This window comes from Pseudomonas versuta, assembly GCF_001294575.1.
GTDB lineage: Bacteria > Pseudomonadota > Gammaproteobacteria > Pseudomonadales > Pseudomonadaceae > Aquipseudomonas > Aquipseudomonas versuta.
Genome location: NZ_CP012676.1, coordinates 2,332,805 through 2,348,070, shown reverse-complemented (window position 1 = coordinate 2,348,070; position 15,266 = coordinate 2,332,805). Strand labels below are relative to the sequence as shown.

Annotated in this window: 12 protein-coding genes and 1 pseudogene; 5 read left to right on the top strand and 8 right to left on the bottom strand. The window is 58.9% G+C overall.

The window, feature by feature from the left end:
* The first annotated feature begins 477 nt into the window (after positions 1 to 477).
* A complete protein-coding gene (locus AOC04_RS10395) occupies positions 478 to 1,026 on the top strand; it encodes a cupin domain-containing protein (RefSeq protein WP_060693068.1) in 549 nt (182 codons plus the stop codon).
* Positions 1,027 to 1,055: 29 nt separating this feature from the next.
* Here AOC04_RS10395 and AOC04_RS10390 read toward each other — a convergent pair whose 3' ends face one another.
* Both AOC04_RS10390 and ydiJ read right to left on the bottom strand, forming a co-directional pair.
* A complete protein-coding gene (locus AOC04_RS10390; RefSeq protein WP_060693067.1) occupies positions 1,056 to 1,955 on the bottom strand; it encodes a LysR family transcriptional regulator in 900 nt (299 codons plus the stop codon).
* An 83-nt stretch (positions 1,956 to 2,038) separates the two neighbouring features.
* Entirely contained in the window at positions 2,039 to 5,104 is a 3,066-nt protein-coding gene (gene ydiJ / locus AOC04_RS10385) for a D-2-hydroxyglutarate dehydrogenase YdiJ (RefSeq protein ID WP_060693065.1), read from the bottom strand.
* A gap of 157 nt (positions 5,105 to 5,261) precedes the next feature.
* Between ydiJ and AOC04_RS10380 the strand changes: the two genes are divergently transcribed.
* Entirely contained in the window at positions 5,262 to 6,167 is a 906-nt protein-coding gene (locus tag AOC04_RS10380; protein ID WP_073514921.1) for a LysR substrate-binding domain-containing protein, read from the top strand.
* Positions 6,168 to 6,185: 18 nt separating this feature from the next.
* Here AOC04_RS10380 and AOC04_RS24160 read toward each other — a convergent pair.
* Together AOC04_RS24160 and AOC04_RS10375 are read right to left on the bottom strand one after the other, a co-directional pair.
* Positions 6,186 to 6,281, bottom strand: a pseudogene (locus AOC04_RS24160) (rhizopine-binding protein); the annotation flags it as partial.
* A 12-nt stretch (positions 6,282 to 6,293) separates the two neighbouring features.
* Positions 6,294 to 6,764, bottom strand: coding sequence for a hypothetical protein (locus AOC04_RS10375; protein WP_060693062.1), 471 nt, complete (start codon positions 6,762 to 6,764; stop codon positions 6,294 to 6,296).
* A gap of 278 nt (positions 6,765 to 7,042) precedes the next feature.
* Here AOC04_RS10375 and AOC04_RS10370 point away from each other — a divergent pair, with 278 nt between their 5' ends.
* Both AOC04_RS10370 and yghX read left to right on the top strand, forming a co-directional pair.
* Positions 7,043 to 9,235, top strand: coding sequence for a GAF domain-containing protein (locus tag AOC04_RS10370; protein WP_060693060.1), 2,193 nt, complete (start codon positions 7,043 to 7,045; stop codon positions 9,233 to 9,235).
* A gap of 77 nt (positions 9,236 to 9,312) precedes the next feature.
* Complete coding sequence (yghX, locus tag AOC04_RS10365; RefSeq protein WP_060693058.1) at positions 9,313 to 10,203, top strand: YghX family hydrolase; 891 nt, start codon at positions 9,313 to 9,315, stop codon at positions 10,201 to 10,203.
* Here the strand turns inward: yghX and AOC04_RS10360 are convergent.
* Positions 10,200 to 10,559, bottom strand: a complete 360-nt coding sequence (locus AOC04_RS10360; RefSeq protein ID WP_060693056.1) for a hypothetical protein — start codon at positions 10,557 to 10,559, stop codon at positions 10,200 to 10,202. The two genes, yghX and AOC04_RS10360, sit on opposite strands and share 4 nt — an antisense overlap.
* Before the next feature lie 616 nt (positions 10,560 to 11,175).
* Here AOC04_RS10360 and mqo point away from each other — a divergent pair.
* On the top strand, positions 11,176 to 12,822 hold the full coding sequence (gene mqo, locus AOC04_RS10355) for a malate dehydrogenase (quinone) (RefSeq protein ID WP_060693054.1): 1,647 nt from the start codon (positions 11,176 to 11,178) through the stop codon (positions 12,820 to 12,822).
* A gap of 78 nt (positions 12,823 to 12,900) precedes the next feature.
* On the opposite strand, the gene AOC04_RS10350 is transcribed toward mqo, so the two are convergent.
* The 3 genes from AOC04_RS10350 to AOC04_RS10340 form a co-directional block, all read right to left on the bottom strand.
* Positions 12,901 to 13,752, bottom strand: a complete 852-nt coding sequence (locus AOC04_RS10350) for a CAP domain-containing protein (protein ID WP_060693052.1) — start codon at positions 13,750 to 13,752, stop codon at positions 12,901 to 12,903.
* Positions 13,753 to 13,819: 67 nt separating this feature from the next.
* Complete coding sequence (locus tag AOC04_RS10345; RefSeq protein ID WP_060693050.1) at positions 13,820 to 14,500, bottom strand: GNAT family acetyltransferase; 681 nt, start codon at positions 14,498 to 14,500, stop codon at positions 13,820 to 13,822.
* A gap of 102 nt (positions 14,501 to 14,602) precedes the next feature.
* Positions 14,603 to 15,157 carry a UPF0149 family protein gene (locus AOC04_RS10340; protein WP_060693048.1) on the bottom strand — a complete coding sequence of 185 codons (555 nt, stop codon included), beginning with the start codon at positions 15,155 to 15,157 and terminating at the stop codon, positions 14,603 to 14,605.
* Positions 15,158 to 15,266: the final 109 nt, after the last annotated feature.

Below are 15,266 nucleotides of genomic sequence, written 5' to 3'. Positions count from 1 at the left end.
TTTTGAACCTCGACGCAGATGTTGTGTTGGTGTGGTAAAAATTTTTACCACTCAAAAATATCTCAGGCAAGTCTTATTTTTTGTCAGGTCAAGAAAACTTTAAATCGCCCGGATTACGGCAAGCGATTGTTTTTTAATGCCTAAAATTTGTTGATTGAGGGTTGTTGAGGCCGGGCGAAAAATTCTCTGATGTGTGCAGGAAGCGTTTTGCCCATGAATGAGCCTTCAGGGAATCGTGTTACTTTGTTCCCGTTGGGGTGTGCAGCAGGGTGCGAAACAACCCAAGTCGGGGCGCTTGAATTATTTTTTTACCGTAAAAAGGTCCCCGGCAGCTCAAGGACGGAATCGAAATTTTGCCCACTCGGGTGCCGTATGTCTGAGGAATCAACCGTGATAGAAACATCGGCGACCGGCCGAAGCCCGCATGCTCCAGGGGAGCCCTCTGAGAGTACTGGCGAGCACTACGAAACTGCTTCAGTGGGAGCACGGCTGAAGGCTTTGCGACAAAGTCGCGGGCTTTCGATTCGGGGGCTGGCAGAGCTGGCCGGGGTGCCGCATGCCACGCTTTCGATTATCGAACGGGATAAATCCAGCCCGTCAGTGAGTATCCTCAAGCGCTTGCTGCGCCCCCTGAACGTCACTCTCAGTGTGTTTTTTTCAGACTCTGCCGTCGTCGACCGCGCGGTTTTTTATAAAGCCAGTGAACTGGTAGAGCTGGCTGATGGCAAGAAGCTGTCTTACCGGCAAGTAGGCGCGAACCTGACGAACAGCTCGATGATGATCCTGCATGAGCGCTATGAGCCGGGCGCAGACACCGGGCAGGAAGGTGAAGAGCTTTATTCCCATGAAGCGGAAGAGGGCGGCATCATCATTGAAGGCCGTCTGGAAATGACGGTGGGTGATGAAGTCCGGGTCCTTTCGGTGGGGGATGCGTACTACTTCGACAGTCGGCTTCCGCACCGGATGCGCAATCCTTTTGACGAAGTTTGCATTGTGGTCAGTGCGGTGTCTCCGCCGACCTTCTAAGCCCGTTTGCCCATGGCATCAGCCATGGGTCAATCCCAGGGCGCCTGCAACAACTTCTGTTCCAGAAAGTCGCGAAACGCCCGGATTCTGGGGCTCAAGTGTTTGCGATTGGAGTAGATGAGGTAGATGGGTTCTTTGGCGGGAATGTCGAACGCCTGCAACACAGGCACAAGCCTTCGCGCCTTGATATCGGCACCAATATGAAACTGCGCCAGCTTGACGATGCCGCCGCCGCCCAGCGCTATATCGCGCAGCAGGTCACCCTGCCCGAACACCGCCTTGGGGGTGATCGCAATCGTGACCTTCTCCTGGTTCACCACAAACTGCCAATTGTTCCAGGCGCTGTTGAAGCCGAAGTTAAAGCAGTCGTGAGTCATCAGTTCTTCGGGGTGAACGGGCGTGCCACGGCGTGCCAGATACTCCGGTGATGCACAGGTGACCCAGGCACTTTCGCCGATTTTTCGTGCAATTCGCGATGAGTCGGGCAGCACGCCGCTGTGGATGGCGATGTCGAGCCCCTGATCGAAGTGGTCGACGTACTGTGCGCCGACCTGGATATCGACGGTCAACCCGGGGTAAGTGGCAAGGAACTCCGGCAGCCAGGGCATGATTTGATGCTTGGCGAACGTGGTCATGGTGTGAATCCGCAGCGAGCCACTGACCCGGGTGGGGAAGGCTTCGGCCAACGAATCGGCTTCGGCCATGGCATTGATCACCTCGCGGGCACTGACCAGATATGCCGAGCCTTCTTCGGTGAGCGTGAGGCTGCGGTTCCCGCGCTGAAAGAGCCGCACCTGCAGACGGTTTTCAAGGCGTGTGATCAGCTTGCTGATGGTGGACGGGGTTAACCCGTTCGCTCTGGCTGCCGCAGAAAAGTTGCCATGTTCGTTGGCCCACATGAAGGCCTGCAGTTGCGAAAAATTGTCCATCCAGGTTCCTTGGCGACACAACACAGACCTGTGCAGCCCCCCCTGTGTGGGCGGGCATCGCTACAGTGCGGGGCGTCAGCCTGTCATCTTTGCGCGGCCTGAACAACAGGTTCGCCCTCGCGAAGATGGCCCAGCAGTGCCTGCAGGGGGTGCAGTAATTCTTTGCCTGCCTGACGCTTGACCTGGCTTCTGCAGGAATACCCGTCCGCCAGGAGCGTGCCGTCGCCGTGATGCTGCTCTACCAGTGGCTGCCACGATTGCGAGTAAATGATCTGCGAGGTCTTCACGTTGCGTGTTTCATGGCCGTAGGTGCCGGACATGCCACAGCAACCGCTGGGCAAAACCTTGAGGCTCAGCCCCCATCCTGCGAATACCTTTTGCCACAGGTCAATGCTCGCGGGCTCATTGGTGCGCTCGGTGCAATGGGGCAAGAAGTGAAAGACCTTTTGCGGAGCGGCCGGTGACTGGAGCGGCATGGCGCTCGCCAGCCACTCCTGCGCCAGAGCCACCTGCGGCACCGTGCCGTGATCCAGGGTCTTGGCATATTCCTGGCGGTAGACCAGGGTCATTGCCGGGTCCAGCCCCACCAGCGGCACGCCGCAGTTTTGCAGGGCCAGCAGGCCCCGTGCATTGCGCGCTGCCGCTTTCTTGAAGGCGCCCAGCAGACCTTGCACTTGCAGGGGTTTGCCATTGGGTGCGAAGGGCGCCAGATAGACCTGATAGCCAAGCCGCGTGATCAGCTCGATCCATTGTGCGGCCACCGGCGTTTCGAAATAGCGGGTGAACGCATCCTGAACCAGGATGACGCTGCGCTGGCGCTGTGGGTCGGTCAGTCGCGAAAGGGTTTTGACCGTCGCCATTTGCACGTTCCATGTGGCGCACACCCGGTGAAAGTCCATGGCGCTCAGTAGCGGGCTATCGACCATTCCGACCACATGTTCAAGCATGAACTTGACGGGCCTGGCCCCCATCATGGCGTTGTACAGGCTCGGGAAGCGCGCGATCACGGGAATGCTGAACTCAAGTGAACCGACCACATAGTCCTTGAGCGGGCGCAGGTAACGATTGTGATAAAGCTCAAGAAAACGTGCCCTGAAATCCGGAACATTGACCTTGACCGGGCACTGCCCGGCGCAGGATTTGCACGCCAGGCAGCCGGCCATGGCGTCATAGACCTGATGTGAAAAGTCCTTCTGCCCCAACCGTCGGGCAAGGGTGTTGCGGGCTTTGCCAAGCCAGCTCCCGAGGGACGAAGTTGCAGCCGTATTGCCCAGTACGTCCACGCCTTGCGCACCCTGCAGGCGCAACCATTCGCGCACCAGTGAAGCGCGGCCCTTGGGTGAATGGATACGGTCTCGGGTGGCTTTCCAGGAGGGGCACATGGCGTCATCGGGGTCGAAGTTGTAGCAGGCACCATTGCCATTGCACTGCACGGCACTCTGGTAGCTTTGCCATACCCGTTGATCAATCTGGCGATCGAGGTCGCCGCGCAGCGTAACCTCGTCCACCGCTGTCAGCCTGGCCTGGCTGATGCGCGCCGCAGTGGCAATTTTCCCGGGGTTCAATTGATTGAACGGGTCAAATGCTGCCTTGATGGCCTGGAGCGAGGGGTAAAGGGCGCCAAAAAAATCAGGCACATATTCAGAGCGCAGGCCTTTGCCGTGTTCGCCCCACAGCAGCCCCCCGTACTTTTTCGTCAGCGCCGCGACTGCGTCCGAAAGCGGGCGAATCAGTGCCGCCTGGGCCGGGTCTTTCATGTCCAGGATGGGCCTTACGTGCAGTACCCCGGCATCAACATGACCGAACATTCCGTATTCGAGATTGTGCCCGTCGAGCAGGGCGCGAAACTCTGCGATGTAATCCGCCAGGTGCTCCGGTGGCACGGCAGTGTCTTCGACAAACGGCTGGGGTCTGGCTTCGCCCTGCACATTGCCCAGCAGCCCGACCGAGCGTTTGCGCATGCTGTAAACACGCTTTACCGCTTCGTTGCCGATGGCCAGCGTATGACCCTGACGGCTGACGCCGGTATCGGTTCGAAGGTGCTCGATGAAGTCATTGACGCGCTGCTCCAGCCGCGCCTGGTCGTCGTCGCAGAACTCGATCAGGTTGATACCTGCGGTCGGGCGGTCCGGGTCCTGGGGGAAGTATTCAGCCACGCCGTGCCACACGATGTCCTGCATCGCCAGCATCAGCACTTTTGAGTCCACGGTCTCGATAGACAACGGCTTGAGTGCCATCAACGCCTTGGCATCGCGCAACGCGTCCATAAAGCCGGCATAGCTCACGTTGACCAGAATGGAGTAGCGGGGGATCGGCAGTACATTGAGCCTGGCTTCGACAATAAAGCCCAGGCTGCCCTCGGAACCGCACAGAACACTGTTGAGATTGAAGCCGCCATCCGCCTCGCGCAGGTGGGCAAGGTCATAGCCGGTGAGGCAGCGATTGAGCTTGGGAAAGATGTCCTGGATCAGCTGTTGCTGGTTGTCGGCAATCTCCTGGGTGCAGCGATAGACCTCGCCGATGATGTCCTGGCGGGCGGCTTGCTGCCGGGCCTGGCTGGCGTCCACGGCCTGGCTGTCGAGCCTGCGGCCGCCCATCAGAACGGTCGAAAGCGCCAATACATGGTCGCGGGTTTTGCCATAGGTACAACTGCCCTGGCCGCTGGCGTCGGTATTGATCATCCCGCCAATGGTGGCCCGGTTGGAGGTGGACAGTTCGGGGGCAAAGAACAGGCCGTGGGGTTTGAGTGCAGCGTTCAACTGGTCTTTAACCACACCGCTCTGTACACGCACCCAGCGCTCATCGGGGTTGATCTCGAGAATCCGGTTCAGGTGTCTGGACAGATCGACGATCACCCCGTCGGTGAGTGACTGGCCATTGGTGCCGGTACCGCCGCCGCGGGCAGTCAGTACCACCGAGCGAAACCTGGGCTGCGCCGCGAGCCGGGCCACCAGCTCCACGTCGGCGCAGTGCCTGGGAAATATGGCGGCCTGGGGCAGGCGCTGGTAGATCGAATTGTCGGTCGACAGCACCGTGCGCACAGCATAATCGCTCGCGATTTCGCCCTCGAACCCTTCAGTTTTCAGGTCGCTCAGAAAACTTTGGTACAGGCCTGGCTGGCCATTTACGGGGATGAGGCGGGCGATCATCAAGACGTTTCCTGCAGGCTAAATTCGTTTTTGTATTCGCTTAACGTATGCTCTTTTACAGGCACAAGTCACAGCAGAACTGGATTTGGCCTTATTGTCAGGGCGTCGTCTGCACAGGGCAAACGTAAAACACGCAGCATTTGCATGAGGTTTATGAATGAATCCGAGGCGCCTAACCCCCTCGATGTCGGTACTGGTGGCGTTCGAAGCGGCGGCCAGGCATTGCAGTTTCACCAAGGCGGCTGATGAGCTGTCATTGACCCAAAGCGCTGTCAGCCGTCAGGTGCAGGCGCTGGAGGCTTTACTCGGGGTCGATCTGTTTAACCGTGAGGGTCGGCGTATCGAGCTGACGGCTGCCGGCGCGCTGTATCAACATGAGCTGTCAGCGGCGTTGGGCCGAATCCGTAGCGCGACCCTGCAGACCATTGCCTTCAGTTCAGGGGGCGGCACGCTGCACCTGGCGGTTCTGCCTACGTTCGGTTCGAAATGGCTGTTGCCGCGCATGAATGACTTCTACACCAGGCACTCCGACATCGTGGTGCATATCCACTCGCGTATCATGCACGCCGATCTCGCCAGCGCTGCGGGGGATATGAACGCGATCATCGTGGCCGGTTCGGGGCCATGGCCGGGGTTTATCTCGCACAAGCTGTTGACGGAAAAACTGGTAGTGGTGGCCAGCCCTGCGGCGCTGCCTGAATACCGCGCCATGACCCCGGCGGACCTTGCCGCCAGTCACTCGCTGCTCAATGTGGTGTCCAGGCCCAACGCCTGGTCGGACTGGTTTGAACGCCATGCGCTGGATCATCGGATGATGCGTTCGGGGCCCGGCTTCGAGCTTACCGCGCACTTGATTCAGGCCGTGGTGGCAGGCATCGGCATCGGTCTGGTGCCGCGTATTCTGGTTCAGGATGAGATCAGGGCGGGCACGCTGGTGACCCTGTTCGAACCGATGGAAAGCGGCAGGGGCTATTACCTGGCGTATGCCAGCCGGTACCAGAACCTGCCGTCGCTGATGGCCTTCAGCGAGTGGCTGCAGAGCCTGCCGTTTCCCGACAATTAAACCTTCGGTACCGGTCTTTTATTTAAAGTGCTGTTCATACATCGCGACCTGGTCCGGGGTGATCAGTTTGAAGGGCACCCAGACTTCAGCCTCAACGGGTTCGCCCTTGATCACCTACCGCCCCGGTTATTGGGCGGGCAGTTTTTCCAGTGCGGTGCGCAGTTCATCGGCGGAGGCAAATTCCTGCTGTGCAACCAGGGTGGCGTCGTCCAGTTGCAGCCACAGCACCTTGTCTTCAGCGCCCGGGTAGTTGGCGGCAATACTGCCATCGCGGTCGAGTACAACGCGGTAGCTGTAGTCACGCATGGCCGGGATTGCGATAAATTTGCCGATCAGCGATGGCATGCGCTGCACATCGGCAAGAAAGGCTACATTGCGCGCTTCCAGATAACCCTTGGGCTGGTTTTCCAGCGCGGCCTTCACCAGCTTGGAACCGTCCATGTTGCGCGCCACCAGTAGCACGCGGGTTTTTGCATCCAGAGTAAAGGGCTGATCGTATTGGTCCTGTAAGGTCCAGGGGGTCAGGCGCTCACCGATATTGGCGGCAAATGCGGGTATGGTCAGCGCGCTCAACAGCAACACAAGTGCAATTTTCACCGTTTGATTCCTCTTGTTTCAGGTCGTGTGTGCGCCGGGTCCGGCTTGGTCGCCAACAGGCATGCGAGGCGGGGGATGGTATCTGTGCGGCCAGTTTAACGACACCGGTAAAGTCATGAAGCCGATCTGTTCAGTGCCAGGCCGGGGAGCACATGGCGCATTTATTAGGTGTGCAGGGTTGGAACCAAGTATTTTCAAGATATGTCTACCCGGTGGTGGCCTGTCATATAATCGGCGGTGCTTTTTTGGCAACTCGTGGTAATCAAGGTAAGAGCGTAATGGCTGACTGGCTCCAGCATGACGGTGTAATGGCCCAAAGAATCAGGAATCATGACTGGGCCACTACGTCCCTTGGTTCTCTGAACACTTGGCCGGATGTTTTGAAAACCACTGTAGCGCTGGCGCTGGCTTCGCACTTTCCGCAATCGATTGTCTGGGGCGCGGATTTAATCACCCTGTACAACGATGCCTTTGTGCCCATTCTGGGCAACAAGCCTGAAGCCCTGGGGCGGCCTTTCAACGACGTCTGGAAAGAAGCCTGGAGCGAAATCAGTGCCATTGCCGATTCAGCGTTTGCCGGGCAAGCCACCTATATCGAAAACTTCCCCCTGGTGATTGAGCGCAGTCAGCGGCCAGAGCTGGCTTACTTCACTTTTTGCTACAGCCCTGTGCGCGATCAGTTCGGCCAGGTCGTGGGGATGCTCAACACGGTCACCGAAACCACGACCACGGTGCGTATGACTCAGCGCCTGGCGGTGCTGGATGCCATCGGCAGCGCCGTGATCGAGATCAGCGATCCCCATGCAATCATGCTGACCAGCATGCGCATGCTGGCCGAGCACCTGAAGGTCACTCATTGCGCCTACGCGGACATGGAGGCCGACGAAGACGGATTTTTCATTCGGGACAACTGGCTCGTCGAAGGCGCTACCAGCCTGTGCGGCCAGTACCGCCTGAGTGATTTCGGGGAAGGGGCGCTGGCCTGCCTTCGCGCCGGCCAGCCGCTGGTGATCAATGACATTGCAACCGATCTGGCCCCTGAGGTTGCCGCCATTTTCAGCGCGTTCGGTATTGTCTCTACCTTGTGCCTGCCGCTGATCAAGGGCGGCAAACTGACGGCCTTGATGGCCATTCACGACAAGGTGCCACGAACCTGGTCGGCCTATGAGCTGGCCTTGCTGGGTGAAGTGACAGAGCGTTGCTGGGCCCATATTGAGCGTGCACGTGCCGACGGTGCTGTGCGTGAGGGGCTGGCAGCACTGGAAAGGTTGAACCTGACACTCGAGGAGCGGGTTCAGGAACGAACCGCGCGCCTGCTGGTTGCCGAGGCGGCATTGCGCCAGTCGCAAAAGCTTGAGGCCATCGGCCAGCTCACAGGCGGTGTGGCCCATGACTTTAATAACCTGCTGACCATTATTCGTTCCTCGGTGGACTTTCTGCGCATGCCCAACCTCTCTGCCGAGCGCCGGGAGCGTTACATGAGCGCGGTCTCTGACACCGTCGAGCGAGCCAGCAAGCTGACCAGCCAACTGCTGGCCTTCGCCCGGCGCCAGCCGCTCAACCCTCAAGTATTCAATGTGGGGCGGCGAATACAGGACATCGGTGACATGCTCGATACGCTCACGGGCTCGCGTATTCAAGTCATCGTCCAGTTACCCGAACACGCGTATTACGTGCGTGCCGACTCCAGTCAATTTGAAACGGCGCTCATCAACATCGCCCTCAACGCCCGCGATGCGATGCAGGGCCAGGGAACGCTGATACTGCGTCTGGATCACAGTGGCCCGCTGCCGCCGATCCGCGGTCATGCCGGTTCCAATGAGCACTTCACCGCTGTTTCCTTGCAGGACACAGGCAGCGGAATTGACGCCCGGACCCTGGAGCATATTTTCGAGCCTTTTTTCACCACCAAGGAGGTTGGCAGGGGTACCGGGCTGGGGTTGTCCCAGGTTTTCGGCTTCGCCAAGCAATCTGGCGGAAACGTCGATGTATCGAGTGTTGTCGGTCAGGGCGCGCGGTTCACACTGTATTTGCCGCAGGTCAGTGCCGCCGGGGCCAGTGAGTCGCGCCCCGAGGGCAGGCAAAGCCTTGAGCCGTCCGGAGAAGAGGGCAAATACCGGGTGTTGATCGTTGAAGACAACCTTGAGGTGGGGCGTTTTGCCAATCAGATCCTGCAGGATCTTGGCTATGAAACCGCTTGGGCGGCCAATGCCGAAGAGGCATTGCTGATGGTCGGCACTGATGCAATGGCGTTCGACGCCATTTTTTCAGACGTGGTCATGCCCGGCATGACCGGGGTCGCGCTGGCCAAAGAGTTACGTCTGCGCCGCCCTGAACTGCCGGTGATTCTGGCCTCCGGCTACAGTGACGAGTTGGCCCGCGGCAGTTGTGAGGGGGTAGAGTTTTTGGCCAAGCCGTATTCGGCGGATCAGGTTTCTCGTATTTTGGCCAAGGCTATCAGCAGGAAGTAATTGCAAGCGCAGGGTTGTGACAAGTGATGCTGCGTTTGTTTATGGCAAGTCAAAACTGTCCAGAAGGAAGCGCACAGATGCCCCGTCTCACTGCTAAAGACTTTGCTCCTGAATTGCTTGAGCTGTATGACTTTTACGCCCATGGCCAGATCAATCGGCGCGAGTTTCTTGACCGGGCTGCGATCTTGTCTGTTGGTGTATCGGCGCTTTCAGTGCTGAGCGCACTCAGTCCGAACTATGCCCTTGCCGAGCAAGTGGCTTTTACCGACCCGGACATCGTAGCCGAGTACATCATGTACCCCTCGCCCAAGGGGCACGGGCAGGTGCGCGGTTACCTGGTGCGTCCGGCCGGGGCACAGGGCAAGTTGCCCGCAGTGGTGGTGGTACACGAGAATCGCGGCCTCAACCCCTATATCGAGGATGTCGCCCGGCGTTTGGCCAAGCAGGGTTTTATTGCCCTTGCGCCCGACGGCCTGTCGTCGGTTGGGGGCTACCCCGGCAACGACGAAAAGGGCCTGGCACTGCAGCAGACGGTTGATCCCGAAAAGCTGATGAATGATTTTTTTGCGGCCATTGAATGGTTGATGCAGCACGATGCCAGCACGGGGAAAGTCGGGATTACCGGCTTCTGTTATGGCGGCGGCGTGGTCAATGCGGCGGCAGTGGCGTATCCGGAACTGGCGGCGGCGGTGTCTTTTTACGGACGTCAGCCCGATGCAGATGAGGTCAGCCGGATCGAGGCACCGATCATGCTGCATTACGCCGGGCTGGATACACGCATCAATGAGGGCTGGCCGGCCTATGAGAAGGCTCTAAAAGCCAATGGCAAAACGTACCAGGCGTTTATCTACCCGAACGTGAATCACGGTTTTCATAATGACTCCACGCCTCGCTACGATGAAGCTGCTGCGACGCTGGCGTGGAGCAGGACCCTGGACTGGTTTGGCAAATACCTGTCGGCCTCTTAGCGTTTGCTCGACAGGCGTTTTGGCCAATTGCCGCCACAGGCCCGCTGGCATTCTTCTTCGGAGTCGTAATAGACGTGGGTGGCGGCATTACGCACCCGCACATCGGCCTCCGTCAGGGCCTTGTCGGTCAGCTCGACCATAAAGTGAGCTTCGCCATCAGCCAGGGCGAAGTCTTTGCTGTCTTTGGTGTCGAACACCCATACCACCTTCAGGCTGGCAGGGAAGGCCTCATAGTTGACCGTGTGGGTCAGCCAGACAAACCCCGGAATTTCATCTTTCGCCTTTTCACAGGCAATGGTCAGGGCTTTAACCAGGCGGCGTTCAATTTTGGCCTGGTTGGCTTTGCTTAAAGACATGGGTGAATCCTGTTGGCGGGCGGGGCAAAGGGCCAATCATACGTGAGTTTGGACTTTAGAGTCTGGTTGTGGAGGCTGGCTGCCGGCGATTCGGGGGCCGGGGCTGGTCTGATGCACCTCAGCGATATCATCGCGGGCAAGCCCGCTCCCACAGGTTTGACGCAGCTGTTGTGGGGGGGCGGCTGCCGGCGATTGCCACAGGTTTGATGCAGCTATTGTGGGAGCCGGCTTGCCGGCGATTCGGGCACTGGCGCAGCGGTGAAATATCGGTTTTCGCCCAAAGTGCCACCTGAGGTAGAATGTCGCGGCTTCAGGCTGGCCACCCCGGACTGCAAGGTCCATGCAGGCTCCCCGGAAGGAGCTGCGGGCAGGTCGCAGATCAAAGGGAACGCATTAGTTGCAAGCATGAATGTCACCCAAGTAGCTGAAGCCAAAATCAATAAGAGATCAGCGCCCAAGGTACATAAAAGTGAGGTCTATAGTGTGCATAGGCCTTATAACTCTACCCGTTCAAGGCTTGAAGGCTGGTCCGGTTGCAGGCGAGACGCCTGCAACGAGTCGAGCTCTGTCATGAACCGCGTGCCGGGTAGATGGCGTTTTATCTTAGGTACCAAAAATGTTAAAAAAAATGAATAAGGGGCTACTGGGCCTGGCGCTGACCATGGGGCTTACGTCCGTGCAGGCTGCCGAGACCAAACAGGTTGATGTGCTGCTGATCGGTGGCGGCATCATGAGCGCAACCCTGGGTGTCTGGCTCAATGAGCTGGAACCGGGCATGTCGATGGAGATGATCGAACGTCTCGACGGCGTGGCACTCGAAAGCTCCAACGGCTGGAACAACGCGGGTACCGGTCACTCGGCTCTGGCCGAGCTGAACTACACCCCCGAAGACAAGAACGGCAATGTAGAAATCCCGAAGGCCATTGAAATCAATGAAGCCTTCCAGGTATCGCGTCAGTTCTGGTCGTGGCAGGTCAAGAATGGCGTGCTGAAAGATCCGCGTTCGTTCATCAACTCCACTCCGCACATGAGCTTTGTGTGGGGCGATGACAACATCAAGTTCTTGAAGAAGCGCTACGAAGCACTGCAGGCGAGCCCGCTGTTCGCCGGTATGCAGTACTCCGAAGACCCGGTTCAGATCAAGAAGTGGGTTCCGCTGATGATGGAAGGGCGTGACCCGAACCAGAAAGTCGCGGCCACCTGGTCTCCGATCGGTACCGACGTGAACTTCGGCGAAATTACCCGCCAGTTCGCGGCTTACCTGCAAACCAAGCCCAACTTCTCGCTGAAGCTGTCGAGTGAAGTCAAGGACATCACGCGCAACGATGACGGCACCTGGCATGTGGTTTACAAGAACCTGAAAGACGGTTCCGAAACGGCCACCGACGCCAAGTTTGTGTTTATCGGCGCCGGCGGCGGTGCACTGCACCTGCTGCAGAAGTCCGGCATTCCTGAAGCCAAGGAGTACGCAGGCTTCCCGGTTGGCGGCTCGTTCCTGGTAACCGATAACCCGACTGTTGCCCAGCAGCATTTGGCCAAGGCTTACGGCAAGGCTTCGGTTGGCGCGCCACCGATGTCGGTTCCTCACCTGGACACCCGCGTGCTCGATGGCAAGCGTGTGATTCTGTTTGGCCCGTTCGCCACCTTCTCCACCAAGTTCCTCAAGGAAGGCTCGTACTTCGACCTGCTGACCAGCACCACTCCCCACAACATCTGGCCAATGACCAAAGTCGGTATCGAACAGTACCCACTGGTTGAGTACCTGGCCGGCCAGCTGATGCTGTCGGACGAAGACCGCTTCAACGCGCTGAAAGAGTACTTCCCGAACGCCAAGTCTGAAGACTGGCGCCTGTGGCAAGCCGGCCAGCGTGTGCAGATCATCAAGCGTGATGAAGAGAAGGGCGGCGTATTGAAACTCGGTACCGAGATCGTCAGCGCCAAAGATGGCAGCATCGCCGGTCTGCTGGGCGCTTCGCCTGGTGCATCGACCGCTGCTCCGATCATGCTGACCGTGCTTGAAACCGTGTTCAAGGACAAGGTGGCCAGCCCTGAGTGGCAAGCCAAGCTGCACCAGATCGTGCCGAGCTATGGCACCAAGCTCAATGGCGATCCGGATCGTGTTGCAAAGGAATGGGCCTACACCGCCGAAGTCCTGCAACTGACTCCGCCACCGGCGATCCCGGCAGCAACCCATACTGCGACCCCGTCTGACGCACAGGCCAAGCCTGCGCCAGGCAATCCAGCGGCCGACATGGCGCTGTAAAAAATAAGCCCCGCCAGACGTTCGTCTGGCGGGGCTGCTTTCTTCGAGTCTCCCTGCGCAACATCCCCCTCGCTCAGCTCACTGGGTACCGAACAACGCGGTCCAGTAAATCCCTGCGTCACTTTTCGGATCTACCGCATAAGCGGCCCCCAATTCACGGAACTGCGGGTTCATCACATTGGCGCAGTGCCCGGGGCTGGCCAGCCAGCCATCGACCACCTTGCGGGGTGTGTCATGACCTGCGGCGATGTTCTCGCCGACCTGTTGGGCGATATACCCCGCCAGCTCGGCGCGATCACCCGGTGTGCCACCGGTGCGATCCTTGTGATCAAAGTAGTTGTTGTTGGCCATGTCCCGGGTATGGGTCTCGGCGGCGGTCGCCAGCGTTGCATTCCATGTCAGCGGCGTAGTGGGGCTGAAAGCCTGGGTGCCACACTGGCGCGGTTGAGTGCGGGCGCTGTTGATCAGGTCCAGGACCTTCTGGCCTTCGACCTGGGCGTCGCCCAGACGTGCTGACAGCAGGGGGCGCGCCAGCACGATGCGCCAGTCCCGGTCGATATGGCTGACGCCGATATCGACAAATTGCGGGTCCAGCACCACTTTGCAGAAGCTTTCTTGCACCGCTTTTAGTGCGGCCGGGGCATCACGTGGCCCGGAGAGATTGATGGCCTGCACGTTGACCATGGGGTAGGCGGCACGCCCGAGGTCTTCCTGCAGGTCGCCAAAGCCGCTGACCGGCAGAATCAGGCGGGTATCTGTGGTCAGTGGCGGCAATTCTTGCGAGGCCTGGCCTGCGCATGACTGGATCTGGCTGCGGTAGGCGTTGATCGCTTCGACCAGTTGCGACTCTTCGCTGGCGGTAGCCGCGCCGCTCAATACCAGGCCCAGGGTCAGGGCGGTAAAACGGGTCAGGGTGAAATGAACACGCATAAAGGTTTCCTTTGTCCGGAGTGCGCCCATGATGCGTTATTTCACCCCGGCCGGGGCAATCGCTTTTTTAGCCTTTTGCCTGCGCCACAAAAGCCCGGGCTTTGGCGGTCAGTTGATCGATCTGTCGGTCGCGTTTTTTCTCGGCGTCGAGCATCGCTTTTTTGCCGTTGCGTTGCAGCAGGTAGGTATGAATCTGCCGCACCTCGGTCGAACTGTAGACCGCGGCCACATCAAGCACGCCCATCAGGCCGTCAGTGCTGTGGTCACGGGTGTTCATCAGCACTTGCGGGCCGCGAGTACCAAGGATCTGAAAGCCCATCTCTGCATAGGCCGCCACCTTGCTCACGCTGCAGGTCAATTCACTGTGGGGATAGCGGCTCACCACCTGTGTGACCATGTCCCGGATCACGCCCAGGTGACGATGGCTGGCCAGTTCTGCCATGTAAGCGATGCCGCACGCTTGCGGGTCATCCTTGACCGGCAGGTACAGCACGAAGCCGGTGACTTTTTCCGGATCCTGTTCATCGGTGGCGACAATCAGCTCAACCGCAATCCCCTTGCCGCCGCCCAGCGCCTCCAGGTACAGATGCACTTCGTAGCCAATTGCATACTGATAGATGCTGTACAGCAGATTGCTCGGGGCAATTTCCATCGCACTGATGTCAGTGAGATGGTCGACCACCAGTTGCAGGATCTGGCTCTTGAGCGGTTCGGGGCAGGGGGTGTCGAAGTGGGTGAGGGTAGTCATGAATCTTTGTCTCCGGGTGCCGCAAAATATCGGTAGGAGCGCGCTTGCTCGCGAGCTGTTTAAGCGCTCGCGAGCCAGCGCGCTCCTACCAGGCTGGCGGGTTTAGCGCTGGCTCAACCCGAAGTCATGCAGTGCACGGGCAGCCGGTTCAATTTCGGCGACCTGTGATTGGTGAGCGGCGACGTCCAGATCTTCGGGCAATTCAAAATTGTCCTGTTCGGCACAGTCGGCGATGGTCTGCAGCAGTTGCGCCTGGACCGCAGGCAGTGGCGACCAGTTGGCCACGGCCACACCGCGCAAGTAACCAAAGCACCATTCTTCGGCAAGTGTTACGGCCTGGCCGTTATGCTCGGTTTCTTCGAACCGGGGGGCGAATGCTGTGCTGCCTTCGGCCAGTTGGCGGGCCAGGGTGTTGATGTGGCGCACACTCAGCTCGATGAACTGCTTGGCTTCATCGGGACTTTCCCAATTCGGGTTCTGGCCGCCCCAGATAGCCGGGAACCAGTCAGCGATGTCGACCTGTGCCGGGCTTGAGACCAGCGCGGTGAAGAAACCATCCAGCTCGCAGGTATTGAGCACGGAATTGTCGTCGCCATGTTTGAGCAGGATGCCTTCGAGACACTCAAAGTCGGCGGCGTTCAGCGGTTGCGTTTGCATGGACAGATTCCTTGGCCGGTTGCGCATTTGGAAATGCGGGGCTGAGCTTTAAAAAGTCGCGGAGAATGCCTTTTACCGCGACTTAAATCCAGCGCCAATTGCCTTGCGC